Source organism: Teichococcus aerofrigidensis (genome assembly GCF_054073225.1).
Genome location: NZ_JBSXMU010000098.1, coordinates 1 through 12,843 on the forward strand (window position 1 = coordinate 1; position 12,843 = coordinate 12,843).

11 protein-coding genes are annotated in these 12,843 nt (G+C 73.7%); 5 read left to right on the forward strand and 6 right to left on the reverse strand.

From position 1 onward, the window contains the following. Positions 1–2,625: SLBB domain-containing protein (locus ACVMLK_RS16495; protein ID WP_457487010.1), on the forward strand; the 2,625-nt coding region annotated here is incomplete at its 5' end. 4 nt (positions 2,626–2,629) lie between these two features. Here the strand turns inward: ACVMLK_RS16495 and ACVMLK_RS16500 are convergent. Beyond that, positions 2,630–3,529: a DMT family transporter gene (locus ACVMLK_RS16500; protein WP_457487011.1), complete on the reverse strand. Its 900-nt coding sequence runs from the start codon at positions 3,527–3,529 to the stop codon at positions 2,630–2,632. 220 nt (positions 3,530–3,749) lie between these two features. Here ACVMLK_RS16500 and ACVMLK_RS16505 point away from each other — a divergent pair, with 220 nt between their 5' ends. Further along, entirely contained in the window at positions 3,750–4,991 is a 1,242-nt protein-coding gene (locus tag ACVMLK_RS16505) for an ABC transporter substrate-binding protein (RefSeq protein WP_457487012.1), read from the forward strand. On the opposite strand, the gene ACVMLK_RS16510 is transcribed toward ACVMLK_RS16505, so the two are convergent. The 4 genes from ACVMLK_RS16510 to acs form a co-directional block, all read right to left on the reverse strand. Then, a complete protein-coding gene (locus ACVMLK_RS16510; RefSeq protein ID WP_457487013.1) occupies positions 4,981–5,706 on the reverse strand; it encodes a glutathione S-transferase family protein in 726 nt (241 codons plus the stop codon). The two genes, ACVMLK_RS16505 and ACVMLK_RS16510, sit on opposite strands and share 11 nt — an antisense overlap. 46 nt (positions 5,707–5,752) lie before the next feature. Continuing rightward, positions 5,753–6,571: an MBL fold metallo-hydrolase gene (locus ACVMLK_RS16515; RefSeq protein ID WP_232477211.1), complete on the reverse strand. Its 819-nt coding sequence runs from the start codon at positions 6,569–6,571 to the stop codon at positions 5,753–5,755. A gap of 32 nt (positions 6,572–6,603) precedes the next feature. Continuing rightward, complete coding sequence (locus ACVMLK_RS16520) at positions 6,604–7,485, reverse strand: aldose 1-epimerase family protein (protein WP_457487014.1); 882 nt, start codon at positions 7,483–7,485, stop codon at positions 6,604–6,606. Between the two features lie 118 nt (positions 7,486–7,603). Continuing rightward, positions 7,604–9,538, reverse strand: coding sequence for an acetate--CoA ligase (acs, locus tag ACVMLK_RS16525; protein WP_198367082.1), 1,935 nt, complete (start codon positions 9,536–9,538; stop codon positions 7,604–7,606). Between the two features lie 199 nt (positions 9,539–9,737). Here acs and ACVMLK_RS16530 point away from each other — a divergent pair, with 199 nt between their 5' ends. Continuing rightward, the gene (locus ACVMLK_RS16530) at positions 9,738–10,778 is read left to right on the forward strand and encodes a patatin-like phospholipase family protein (protein WP_457487015.1); all 1,041 of its coding nucleotides are present in this window, start codon (positions 9,738–9,740) and stop codon (positions 10,776–10,778) included. A gap of 92 nt (positions 10,779–10,870) precedes the next feature. Here the strand turns inward: ACVMLK_RS16530 and ACVMLK_RS16535 are convergent, their stop codons facing one another. Then, the gene (locus tag ACVMLK_RS16535; RefSeq protein WP_198367080.1) at positions 10,871–11,194 is read right to left on the reverse strand and encodes a TIGR02300 family protein; all 324 of its coding nucleotides are present in this window, start codon (positions 11,192–11,194) and stop codon (positions 10,871–10,873) included. 112 nt (positions 11,195–11,306) lie between these two features. On the opposite strand from ACVMLK_RS16535, the gene aroA reads away from it, so the two are divergent. Both aroA and ACVMLK_RS16545 read left to right on the forward strand, forming a co-directional pair. Continuing rightward, positions 11,307–12,668, forward strand: a complete 1,362-nt coding sequence (gene aroA / locus ACVMLK_RS16540) for a 3-phosphoshikimate 1-carboxyvinyltransferase (RefSeq protein ID WP_422922308.1) — start codon at positions 11,307–11,309, stop codon at positions 12,666–12,668. After that, positions 12,665–12,843: (d)CMP kinase (locus ACVMLK_RS16545; RefSeq protein WP_457487016.1), on the forward strand; the 179-nt coding region annotated here is incomplete at its 3' end. The genes aroA and ACVMLK_RS16545, both read left to right, overlap by 4 nt.

Consider the following 12,843-nt stretch of genomic DNA (forward strand, 5'->3'; position numbering starts at 1 on the left):
AGCGCCCGCCCTGTCCCGCCCGGGGGGCCGGCAGGACCGCCCGAAGCTCCGGCGTGGCGCCCCCCCCCCCCCCGGGGGGGGGGCGGGGGGGGGGCCCCCCCCCCCCCCGCCGCCCCGCCCCCGGCGTCCCCCGCCGCGTCCGCTGTCGCCTCCCCCGTCCCGCACGCCGCCTTCTCGCCGCCGCCGGCCGCCGAGCCGCTCTCGCACACCGAGGCCTTCTACGCCGCGCGGCTGGAGGCGCCGCTGCGGCAGTTCGGCTACGACACCTTCCGCGAGATCGCGGCCGCCCCGCCGTCGCCGGCCGCGGTCGGCGGCCTGCCGGACGACTATGTCCTCGGCCGCGACGACGAGGTGCTGATCAGCATCCGCGGTCGCACCCGGCAGAGCCAGGCGCTGCGCGTCACGCGCGACGGCACGCTGCTGCTGCCCGACCTGCCGCCCTTCGCCGCCGCCGGGCGCACGCTCCGCGAGCTGCGCGCCGACATCGAGGCGCGGGTGGCGCGCGAGCTGGGCGGGTCGGAGGCCTATGTCTCGGTCGGGCAGGTGCGGCAGATCGGCGTCCTCGTCGCCGGCGAGGTGGTGCGGCCGGGCCTGCAATCCCTGCCCGCCATGACCTCGGTGCTCGATGCGCTGGCGCAGGCGGGGGGCGTGAAGCGCACCGGCTCGCTGCGCGCCATCCGGGTCGACGGGCCGCGCGGCAGCCGCGTCATCGACCTCTACGCCGTCATCGGCACCGAACCGGGCATGCCGGACCTGGCGCTGCGCGAGGGCGAGCGCGTGGTGGTGCCGCCGCTCGGCGCCACGGTCGCCGTGGGGGGCGAGGTGACGCGGCCGGGCATCTACGAGCTGCCGGCCGGCGCCGCCAGCGCGCCGCTCGAGGCCCTGTTGCGCCTCGCCGGCCAGCCGCTGCGGCCCGCCGGCAACCGCTTCCTGCTGCAGGGCACCGACAGCGCCGGCCGACGCAGCTACGCCGAGGCCGGCGCCGCCACCCGGCTGCGGCGCGGCGACACGCTGCTGGTGCAGCCGGGGGCCGATGTCGCCGCCGGGCAGATCCGCCTCGCCGGCCATGTCGCCACGCCGCTGACCCGCGCCGCCCCCGGCGCCGCCCTCTCCCGCCTGCTCGCCGATCCGCGCCTGGTGAAGCCCGATCCCTATGTGCGGCTCGGCGTGGTCTGGCGGGTGGACGCGGCGACGCGGGTGCGGCGCTTCCTCGGCTTCGATCTCGGCCGCGTGCTGCGGCGCCAGGCCGACCTCAAGCTGGAGGAGAGCGACGAGGTCATCCTGCTCTCCCAGGCCGACGTGCTCTGGCTGGCCAGCCCGCCGGTGCAGCGCGCCCTGCGCGGCGAGGCCCCGGCCCCGGCGCTGCCGGGGGCCCTGCCTGGCAGCCTCCCTGGCACCCTCCCCGGCGCCGCCGGCCAGGGCGCGCCGCCCGACACCGCCTGCCCGGCGCTGCAGACCCTCTCCGTCGCGGCGCGCTCCTCGCCGGCGCGCTTTGCCCATGCGCGCGGCGCCGGCTTCCCCGACCTCGGCGCGCCGCCCTGCCCGCAGCTCTTTCTCGACTATCCGGCGCTGCTGCCCTTCCTGCTCGACCAGTCGGTGCTGATCTCGGGCGAGGCGCGGCTGCCCGGCCTCTATCCCATCCTGGACGATACCGGCCTCGACCAGGTGCTGGCCGCCGCCGGCGGCGCCACCGACACGGCGGACCTCTCGGCGGTCGAGCTCTCGCGCGAGCCGCTGGAACAGGCCGGGGCGATCCCGCTCAACCGCCTGCTGCTCGATCTGCGCAGCGGCAATTTCGCCGCCATCCGCCTCTCCCCACGCGACGCCATCCGCCTGCCGCGCGGCTTCGGCGACCGCGACAGCGGGCCGGTGACGCTGGTCGGCGAGTTCATGCGGCCCGGCACCTACGACATCCGCCGGGGCGAGCGCTTCTCCGAGCTCATCGCCCGCGCCGGCGGCCTCTCGCCCCAGGCCTATCCCTACGGCGCCGTCTTCACCCGCGAGAGCGTCCGGCAGCGGCAGCAGGACGGCTTCGCCCGCACCGCGCGGGAGCTGGAGCAGAGCCTGATCCAGGTGGCGGCGGGGCAGGCGGTGGCCGGCAGCAAGGCGGGCGGGCTCGACCTCGGCGGCGCCATCACGGCGGGGCGGGAGCTGGCGGGCTCGCTGCGCGAGGCGCGGGCGGCCGGGCGCATGGTGGTCGAGGCCAATCCCGTCATCCTCGCCGCGCGGCCCGATCTCGACGTCCTGCTGGAGCCGGGGGACCTGATCGCCATCCCGAAGCGGCCGAACGAGGTGACGGTGGTGGGCGCGGTGCTGAACCCGGGCAGCCTGCAGTTCTCCACCGGCTGGAAGGCGGCCGATTATGTCCGTGCCTCCGGCGGGGCGCAGCGCTTCGCCGATGGCGGGCGCGCCTTCGTCGTGCTGCCGAACGGCCAGAGCGTGCCGTCGGGGATCGGCTCCTGGCAGGGCGGCGGGCCGCCGATCCCGCCGGGCAGCCTGGTCGTCGTTCCGCAGGATCCCTCGCCCTACGAGACCTGGGGCTTCATCCGCGACCTGACGCAGACCCTGGGCCAGATCTCGATCAGCGCCGCGGCGCTCTCGGTGATCGCGCGCTCGTCGAAGTAGGCCCTTACGCCTTCTCCTGGTGTCGCAACCGCTGCTCGCGCAGGAAGATGAACAGCCCGGCGCCGACGATGACGGCGGCACCGGCCAGGGTCAGCGGGCCGATCACCTCGTCGAAGAACAGGTAGCCGAACAGCATGCCCCAGAGGATCAGCGTGTACTGGTAGGGGACCACCACCGAGGCCGGCGCCAGCCGCAGCGCCTGGTTGACGCAGAGATTGCCGCAGAGCGAGCCGAGGCCGAGGAACAGCATCAGCGCCAGGTCGAGCGGGCCCGGCGTGGTCCAGCCCTGCGCCAGCGTCAGCGCGGCGCCGAAGGCGAGGGCGGCGAGGAGCTGCGCCGTGATCAGCACCGTGCCCGGCGTGCCGGCGAGCTTGCGGGTCATGACCAGGAAGCAGGCATAGCTGAAGCTTCCGGCCAGCGCGCAGACGGCGCCGAGGGAGAGCGAGCCGGGCGAGGGATGCAGCGCCAGCACCACGCCGCCGAAGCCCACCGCCACCGCCGTCCAGCGCCGCCATCCCACCCTCTCGCCCAGCAGGAAGGGCGAGAGGGCGGTGACGTAGATCGGGCCGGCCATGTAGTAGGTGATCACCTCGGCGAGCGGCAGGCTGCCGATGGCCCAGAAGAAGAGCGACGTCTCCAGGGTCGAGAACAGGACGCGGAGCAGTTGCAGACCCGGCCGCGGCGCCGAGAGCAGGCCGAACAGGCCGATGCGATGGATCTGCGGCGCCATGCAGCACAGGCCGGAGATGCTGCGCACCAGCAGAAGCTGGCCCACCGCGTAGCCGCCGACCAGCCATTTGCCGAGCGTGTCGTTCACCGCGAAGAGCAGCACGCCGAGCAGCATCATGGCGATGCCGCCGGGCGCGCCGGCGGGCAGCAGGCCCGGGCGCGGGATTGCGGTCATGGCGAGGCTCCACCCTTCCGGCCCTTCTTGTCCCGCAGCGGGAGCGGAGCCAGGCCGCAGCACTAGCCGGGCGGGGCGGCGCGGCCTAGGCCGGATCGACATCCGCCCCATCCGGTGCGGGCTTGCGTCGCCAGGCGAGACTTTTGCATCATGCGGCGAAGCGGCCCCGGCGAGACGGGCCGGCCCCAGCATTCTTGGCCAGTATTCTTGGAGAGAACGGATGAGGAAGTTCAGCCGCCGCGACCTGATGGTCGCGGGCGCCGCGCTGCCCGCATTGGCGGCCCTGCCGGGGCGCCCGCGCGCGCAGGGCGCGGGGCGGATCCTGAAGATCGGCGTGCTGGCGGATTTCTCCGGCCCCTATCGCGACACCTCCGGCCCCACCTCCGTCGCCTGCGCCCGGCAGGCGGTGGCCGATCTCGGCCTGGAGGCGCGCGGCATCACCGTCGAGATCCTGCAGGCCGATCATCAGAACAAGGCCGATGTCGGCCTCGGCATCGCCCGTCGCTGGTTCGACCAGGACGGCGTCGACGCGGTGACGGAGGTGAACAACAGCGCCGTCGCGCTGGCCGTCGCCAACCTGGCGCAGGAGAAGGACAAGGTCGTGCTGGCCTCCGGGCCGGCCAGCGCGGTGCTGACCGGCCCGCAATGCACCACCAACCTGGTGCACTGGACCTACGACACCTGGATGTGCGCCAACGTGGTCGGCAAGGCGGCCGCCCGCGCCGGCGACGACAGCTTCTTCTTCCTGACCGCCGATTACAGCTTCGGCCACCAGCTCGAGCGCGACACGGCGGCGGCGCTGCAATCGGCCGGTGGCAAGGTGGCGGGCAGCGTGCGCTTCCCCTTCCCCGGCACCACCGACTTCTCCTCCTACCTGGTGCAGGCGCAGTCCTCCCGCGCCAAGGTCGTGGCGCTGGCGACGGCGGGGGCGGACACCGTGAACTGCGTCAAGCAGGCGCAGGAATTCGGCCTGACGCGGCGGCAGAAGATGCTCGCCCTGATCGCCTTCCTCTGCGACATCCACGCCATGGGCCTGCCCGCCGCCCAGGGCCTGCTGCTGAACGAGGCCTTCTACTGGGACCTGAACGACCGCACCCGCGCCTTCCTGAACCGGGTGAAGGACAAGGTGCCGACCAACTGGCCCAACCAGGAGCATGCCGGCACCTATTCCGCCGTGCTGCACTACCTGAAGGCGGCCTCGGATCTCGGCGTGGCGCAGACCAAGGCCTCGGGCCGCGCCGCCATCGCGCGGATGAAAGCGATGCCGACCGATGACGACTGCTTCGGTCCCGGCACGCTGCGCGCCGATGGCCGCAAGATCCACCCGGCCTATCTCTTCCAGGTGAAGCGGCCGGAGGAGAGCAAGGGGCCCTGGGACTACTACAAGCTGGTCGGCACCGTGGCGGCGGAGGAGGCCTTCCGCCCGATGGACCAGGGCGGCTGCCCGCTGGTCAAGGCCTAGGGCCGCCCTGTCCGGGTGCCGCCGGCACATCGAAGTGCCGGGCCCAGGCCGCCCCCGCCCGGGGCCGCAGCGCCACGGCGCGGGCCAGGGCCTGGATCGCCGGCGCCTCGCGCGGCATCCAGGCCTCGGCCCCCATCCAGCGCGACATCACGGCGAGCGGGATGTCGGCCAGGGAGAAGCGCTCCCCCAGGATGAAGGGGTCCGGCCGTGCCTCGCGCGCGATCAGCCGCCACAGCTCCTGCGCCATGCTCACGGCGCGCGCGCGGATCGCCGGCGCATGCGCCGGATCGTCGCTGAAGCGCTCCGGATAATCGGCGCGGGTGACGCAGGGATAGATCTCGGCGGCGGCCAGCGTCATCCAGCGCAGCGCCGTGGCGCGGGCGGGGTCGGTGGCCGCCGGCAGCAGCCCTGCCTCGGGGTGCCGCGCCTCCAGCGCCAGCAGGATGGCCAGCGACTCGGTGACGACGGTGCCATCGGGCAGGATCAGGCTGGGCACCCGGCCCATCGGGTTGATCCGCCGGTAGGCGGCATCGAGCTGCCCGTCCCGCTCGATCGGCACGGGGCGGAGCTCGGCCTCCCGGCCCATCTCCGCCAGGGCGATCTCGACGATCGCGCCGCCCGAGCGGCGGTCGGTGTAGAGGACGTATTCCATGCCGCCAGCCTGCCAGCCGCCCCGGCCGGGCGCGATGCACGCCTGCGTGCGGATCAGGGCCAAGGGATCAGGGCCAAGGGATCAGGGCCAAGGGATCAGGGCCAGGGAATCAGGGCCAGGGGCGCTGAAGGGCGGCGATGTGCCGGCCGATCGAGGCCCTCACCGCCTGCTTGCCACCGGTGGGGATGACACGGCCCCAGAAGGCGCCATGCACCGATTCGAAGGACCAGGGCTCCAGCGCCGTGCCGATGCCGCGCACCGCCGCCTCCCCGAGCGGGACAAGGTTCGGGTAGCTGCGCATGAAGCCGAGATGCCGCCGGTCGGCCACCACCTGCAGGATGTCGCCGGCCAGCAGGGCGCCACGCCCCTCATTGGCCTCGGCGGCGTGCAGCACCGTGCCGCCGGGAAAATGCCCGCCGGCGCGGATCAGCGTGATGCCGGGGGCGATGCGCCGCGTCTCGCCCTCCCAGAACAGGATCTCCGGGCCCGGGCGCATCACCCATTCACGGTCGGCGGCGTGCAGGTGGATCGGGATGCCGCCGAAGGCGCGGCTCCATTCCAGCATGGTGGTGTAGTAATGCGGATGGGAGATGGCGATGGCCGAGAGGCCGCCGAAGGCGCGGATCAGCGCCACCAGCGTCTCGTCCAGGAAGGCCACGCAATCCCAGAGGATGTTGCCGCCCGCCGCGCGCAGCAGCAGCGCCCGCTGGCCGATGGCGAAGTCCGGCGTGCAGCCGAGGCCGAGCAGCCCGTGCTCCAGCTTCAGCACCGGCCGGTGGTGCCGCGCCAGCGTCTCGGGGTCGGTCCAGCCCTGGCCGGTCTCGGGGATGAACTGCCGCTCGTCCTGGCAGACCGGGCAGGTCAGGGGCGGCGCCTCGCCGGGCGGATACTGCGTGCCGCAGGCGGTACAGATGAAGGCGGTCGCCATCCTCGCTTCTCCCCTCGGGTCTGCCTCGCCGCTCAGTCGAGCGCCACGCTCCAGGCCAGCCGCCGGCTCTCGCCGGGCGCCAGCAGCATCAGCCCGGGCTTGTCCACGAAATCGCCCTGCCATCCCTCCGGGCTGGCCATGCCGTACCAGGGCTCGATGCAGAGGAAATCGGCACCCTCCGGCTTCGACCAGAGGCCCAGGTCGCGATAGCCCTCCCAGGACAGGGTCAGCCCGCGGCCCGGCGCCTCGAACCGGATGGCGCGGCTGGCGAGGCGGGGAAGGATCAGCGCATCCCCGGCGAAAAGGTCCGGCGAGAGCGGCCAGACCCGCTCCGCGAAGGGCGGCGGCTCCGGCTCCGGCCGCAGCAGGCCGTCGCGCAGGCGGCGCAACGGCCCGGCCTCCGCCCGCTCCAACACCAGCCGGTGCGCCGCCTTCTCCGCCGGCTTCTCCCCGGGGCCGTGCGGCAGCGGCCAGCGGAAGGCCGGATGCGCGCCAAGGGCGCAGGGCAGCGGCTCGGCCCCGGGATTGGAGAGGATGGCGGTGACGGTCAGGCGGGGCCCCGCCAGGGCGTAGTCCAGCTCCAGCACGAAGCCGAAGGGAAAGGCGTCGCGGCTCGCGGCGTCGTCGGTCAGGCGCAGGCGGCAGCGGTCCGCGTCGCGCCGCACCCAGGCGAAGCGGCGGTCACGGGCGAAGCCGTGCTGCGTCAGCCGGTGCTCGCGCCCGGCATGGCGCAGCCGGTCCCCCGCCAGCCGGCCGACGATCGGGAACAGCACCGGGGCATGGCGGCGCCATTCCGGCCCCGCCTGCCAGAGCCATTCGGCGCCGCGGTCGTCGCGCAGGCTGGTCAGCTCGGCGCTCAGCGCGCGGATGCCGGCCGAGAAGCCGCCCGATGCGATGACATGGTGCTCCGTCACGCGCCGGCCCGGCGCGGCGGCAGGGGCCTGCGGGCGCTTCCCCGCCCGGCCGGCCATCCCCGGCAGCGGACGGGGGGGCGATCCTGCTCCATCACGCCCTTCCGGTCCCCGCGCCGCCTCATCCCACCCGGTTGCCGACCAACTCCTCGACCACCGTCGGATCGGCCAGGGTGGAGATGTCGCCCAGGCTGTCCGTCTCGTTCGCCGCGATCTTGCGCAGGATGCGGCGCATGATCTTGCCCGAGCGCGTCTTCGGCAGGCCCGGTGCCCACTGGATGGCATCCGGCGAGGCGATCGGGCCGATCTCCTTGCGCACCCAGACCACCAGCTCCTTGCGCAGGGCCTCCGTCGGCTCCTCGCCGGAGACCAGCGTGACATAGGCGTAGATGCCCTGCCCCTTCAGCTCATGCGGCATGCCGACCACGGCGGCCTCGGCCACCTTGGGATGGGCGACCAGCGCGCTCTCGATCTCGGCCGTGCCCATGCGGTGGCCGGAGACGTTCAGCACGTCATCCACCCGGCCGGTGATCCAGTAGTAGCCGTCCTCGTCGCGCCGCGCCCCGTCGCCGGAGAAGTACTTGCCGGGGAAGGTCGCGAAATAGGTCTGCTTGAAGCGCTCATGGTCGCCATAGACGGTGCGCATCTGCCCGGGCCAGGAATCGAGGATCACGAGGTTGCCCTCGGTCGCGCCCTCGAGCAGCGCGCCGTCATTGTCCACCAGCGCCGGCTGCACGCCCGGCAGCGGCAGGGTGGCGGAGCCGGGCTTCAGGTCCACCGCGCCCGGCAGCGGCGCGATCAGGATGCCGCCGGTCTCGGTCTGCCACCAGGTGTCCACCACCGGGCAGCGCTCGTCGCCCACCACGCGGTAGTACCAGAGCCAGGCCTCGGGGTTGATCGGCTCGCCCACGCTGCCGAGGACGCGCAGCGACTGGCGCGACCACTTCTTCACCGGCGCCTCGCCCTCGCGCATCAGCGCCCGGATGGCGGTCGGCGCCGTGTAGAAGATGTTGACCTTGTGCTTGTCCACCACCTGCCAGCAGCGGTCGACGCCCGGCCAGTTCGGCACGCCCTCGAACATCAGCGTGGTCGCGCCGTTCGCCAGCGGGCCGTAGACGATGTAGCTGTGCCCGGTGACCCAGCCGACATCGGCGGTGCACCAGTAGACCTCGCCGGGCCGGTAGTCGAAGACCAGCTCGTGCGTGAAGCTGGCCCAGACCATGTAGCCGCCGGTGGTGTGCAGCACGCCCTTGGGCTTGCCGGTGGAGCCGGAGGTATAGAGGATGAACAGCGGGTCCTCGGCGTTCATCGGCTCCGGCGCGCAATCGGGCGAGGCGGCCTCGCAGAGGGTGTGGAACCAGTGGTCGCGCCCCTCCTGCATCGGCACCTCGCCGCCGGTGTTGCGCACCACGATCACGTCGCGGATCGTCGGGCAGTTGCGCAGCGCCTCGTCGGCATTGGTCTTGAGCGGCACCTTGCGGCCGCCGCGCCGGCCCTCGTCGGCGGTGATGAGCAGCGTGCTCTCGCTCTCCTGGATGCGGGTCGCCAGGCTGTCGGGGGAGAAGCCGCCGAAGACGATGGAATGCACCGCGCCGATGCGCGCGCAGGCCAGCATGGCCACCGCCGCCTCGACGATCATCGGCAGGTAGAGGGTGACGCGGTCGCCCTTCCTGACGCCGAGATCCTTCATCGCATTGGACAGGCGGCAGACCCGCTCGTGCAGCTCGCGATAGGTGACCCTGGCGTCGGAGTCCGGGTCGTCGCCCTCCCAGATGATCGCCACCTGATCGCCGCGCGCCTCGAGGTGCTGGTCCAGGCAGGCGGCCGAGGCGTTCAGCACGCCGTCCTCGAACCAGCGGATCGAGACCTCGCCCTCGAAGCTGGTGTTCTTGATCTTGGTGGGCGGGGTCATCCAGGGAATGCGCCGCGCCTCCTTCCGCCAGAAGGACTCGGGATCGCGCGCCGCCTCCTCGACCATGGCCTGGCGCCGGGCGGCATCGGCATGCGAGCGCTTCGCCAGTTCGGGCTGCACCGGAATCACGCTGTGATCCGTCATGGGTTCCTCCGCTCGGGCGGCCTTGGGCAGGAAGCGGGGCCGCGATTGCCGTCCATTGGGGCAAGTGGGCGGGGGCGCCGTCAAGGTGAAGGGGCGGCGCGCGGGTGAAAACACCGGCGGGCGGGGAGCGGGGCGAGGCCCAGTCGGGGGTGGTCCGAACGGGCTTCCGTCCTCCGGCGGGCGGGGCCAGACTGCCGCCATGCAGCCCGCTCCCCGCCCCGATCCCCGCAATGCCCTCCCGATCGACCTCGCCCTGCAGGGCGGCGGCGCCCATGGCGCCTTCACCTGGGGCGTGCTGGACCGCCTGCTGGAGGAGGAGTGGCTGCTGCCCGACGGCATCTCGGGCACCTCGGCCGGGGCGATGAACGCCGCCGTGCTGGTCGCCGCCCATGCGCGGGGCGGCCGCGAGGCCGCCCGCGCCGCGCTGGAGGCCTTCTGGCGCCGCGTCTCCGAGGCCGCCCTGCTCAGCCCGCTGCGGCGCGGCCCGCTCGATGTGCTGCTCGGCAACTGGTCGCTCGACAACTCGCCCGTCTATCAGGGGCTGGAGATGCTGGCGCGGGTCTTCTCGCCCTATGACCTCAATCCCCGCGGCACCAATCCGCTGTCGCGCATCCTCGACGAGGCCATCGACTTCGGCGCCCTGGCCCGGGCGCCCATCCGCCTCTTCGTCACCGCCACGCGGGTCCGCACCGGCCAGCCGCGCATCTTCCGCAATGCCGAGATCACGCCCCCGGTCCTGCTTGCCTCGGCCTGCCTGCCGACGCTGTTCCAGGCGGTGGAGATCGAGGGCGAGCCCTATTGGGACGGCGGCTATTCCGGCAACCCGACCATCATGCCCCTGGTGCGGGAATGCGACTCGCACGACACCATCCTGGTGCAGATCAACCCCGTGGAGCGGGCGGAGACGCCGCGCACGGCCAGCGAGATCGCCAGCCGGCTGAACGAGATCTCCTTCAACGCGCCGCTGCTGAAGGAGCTGCGCATGATCGCGGTGTTGCGCCAGGTGGCGCAGCCCGGCCAGTGCGAGGGGGCGCTCTGGGCCCGGATGCGCATCCACCGCATCGCCAGCACGGCGCTGGCGGAGCTCGGGCAGGGCTCCAAGCTGAACGCTGAATGGGCCTTCCTGACGCTGCTGCGCGACACCGGGCGGGAGGCGGCGGACCGGTTCCTGCGCGAGCATGGCGCCGATCTCGGCCGGCGCTCCACGCTCGACCTGGACGCGCTGACCGATCCGGGCTGAGGCCCCGCCGGCGCGGCACCCAAGAAAAAGGCCCGGACGCTGCACGCGCCCGGGCCCTCATGACGGGACGGGGCGGCGCCCGCCCCGGCCTCTCAGTTCTCTTCCTCGCGGTCGGTCTCGACCTCGATCTCGGCGTCCAGGTCGTCCTCGCTGTCGTCCAGCTCCTCGGTGTCGTCCAGCGCGTCGTCGGAATCGACGTCCTCCAGCTCGACATCGTCCTCGACATCGCCCTCGGCGGGGACGACTCGCTTCTTCACCTTCTCCTCCACCGGCGCGGCGGCGCGGCGCAGGCGGGGCTGCTCGGCGGGCTGCTCGGTGCCGCATTTCGGACAGACGGCGGGCTGGCGCGCCATGTCGTAGAACTTGGCGCCGCAGGCGACGCAGGTGCGTTTCAGTCCCAGTTCAGGCTTGGCCATCAGCGTTGTGTATCCCGGGAAAGGCGGGCCAGGGAGGGTCGGAAGACGGGCCGGCCGAGAAAATCCGGCGCGCATTGCCACGCACCCCGCCCCATGTCAAACCCCGGCCACCATGGGCCATGACAACCCTCCCCGCCCGCTCCGGTCGAGCCGGCCGATGCGCGGCCTGTCCGGGCGTCTCACCGTCGCCGGCGACAAGTCGATCAGCCACCGGGCGCTGATGTTCGGCGCGCTGGCCGTCGGCCAGACCGGGATCACCGGCCTGCTGGAAGGCGAGGACGTGCTGCGCACCGCCGCGGCCATGCGCGCGCTCGGCGCCACGGTCGAGCGGCTGGGCGAGGGGCACTGGCGCGTCGCCGGGCGCGGCGTCGGCGGGCTGGTCGAGCCGGGCGACGTGCTCGACATGGGCAATTCCGGCACCGCCGCGCGGCTGATCTGCGGGCTGCTCGCGGGCCACCCCATCTTCGCCGTGCTGACCGGCGACGCGAGCCTCCGCCAGCGGCCGATGAAGCGCGTGACCGACCCGCTCTCCGCCTCGGGCGCGCGCTTCTCCGGCCGGGCCGGCGGCCGCCTGCCGCTGGCCATCGAGGGCGCCGCCGCGCCGCTGCCGCTCGACTACACCCTGCCCATGGCCTCGGCGCAGGTGAAATCCGCCGTGCTGCTGGCCGGGCTCTGCGCCCGCGGCGTGACGCGCGTGGTGGAGCCGGAGGCGACGCGCGACCACACCGAGAACATGCTGCGCCACTTCGGCGCCACGGTGCGGGTCGAGGCCGAGGGCCACCGCCGCGTCATCGAGCTGGAAGGCCAGCCGGAACTGACGGCCGCCCCCATCGCCGTGCCGGGCGACCCCTCCTCCGCCGCCTTCCCGCTGGTCGCCGCGCTGCTGGTGCCGGGCTCGGCGCTGACGGTGGAGAATGTCGGGCTGAACCCGCTGCGCACCGGGCTGTTCACCACGCTGCGCGAGATGGGCGCCGACCTCGAGGTCGGGAATGCGCGCACCGAGGGCGGCGAGCCGGCCGGCGACCTGACCGCCCGCGCCGGCGCGCTCCGCGCCGTGGACGTGCCGCCGGAGCGCGTGCCCTCGATGGTCGACGAATACCCGATCCTGGCCGTCGCCGCCGCCTGCGCCGAGGGGGTCAGCCGCTTCCGCGGGCTCGCGGAACTGCGGGTCAAGGAGAGCGACCGCGTCGCCGCCACCGCCGCCCTGCTCGCGGCCAACGGCGTCCGGGTGGAGATCGAGGGTGACGACATGCTGGTGCACGGCACCGGCCACCCCCCCGCCGGCGGCGGCACCGTCGTGACCCATATGGACCACCGCATCGCCATGAGCGCGCTGGTCCTCGGCCTGGCGGCCGGGGCGCCGGTCACGGTGGACGATGCCAGCTTCATCGACACCTCCTTCCCCGGCTTCGCCGACCTCATCAACCGGGCCGCCGGAACGGATGCCCTGCGGCGGCTGAACACGGCGGCATGAGCGCGACCGTCATCGCCGTGGACGGGCCGGCCGCGGCCGGCAAGGGCACCCTGGCCCGGCGCCTCGCCGCCGCGCTCGGCCTGCCCTATCTCGACACCGGCCTGCTCTACCGCGCCACCGGGCGCCGCGTGCTGGAGGCCGGGCGCGACCCGCGCGACGCCGCCGCCGCCGAGGC

What these genes read in the sequence shown, in the direction of transcription:
- ACVMLK_RS16500 (WP_457487011.1), bottom strand. Translation starts at nt 3,529, where the DNA reads ATGACCGCAATCCCGCGCCCGGGCCTGCTGCCCGCCGGCGCGCCCGGC.
- ACVMLK_RS16505 (WP_457487012.1), top strand. Translation starts at nt 3,750, where the DNA reads ATGAGGAAGTTCAGCCGCCGCGACCTGATGGTCGCGGGCGCCGCGCTG.
- ACVMLK_RS16515 (WP_232477211.1), bottom strand. Translation starts at nt 6,571, where the DNA reads ATGGCGACCGCCTTCATCTGTACCGCCTGCGGCACGCAGTATCCGCCC.
- acs (WP_198367082.1), bottom strand. Translation starts at nt 9,538, where the DNA reads ATGACGGATCACAGCGTGATTCCGGTGCAGCCCGAACTGGCGAAGCGC.
- ACVMLK_RS16530 (WP_457487015.1), top strand. Translation starts at nt 9,738, where the DNA reads ATGCAGCCCGCTCCCCGCCCCGATCCCCGCAATGCCCTCCCGATCGAC.
- ACVMLK_RS16535 (WP_198367080.1), bottom strand. Translation starts at nt 11,194, where the DNA reads ATGGCCAAGCCTGAACTGGGACTGAAACGCACCTGCGTCGCCTGCGGC.
- aroA (WP_422922308.1), top strand. Translation starts at nt 11,307, where the DNA reads ATGGGCCATGACAACCCTCCCCGCCCGCTCCGGTCGAGCCGGCCGATG.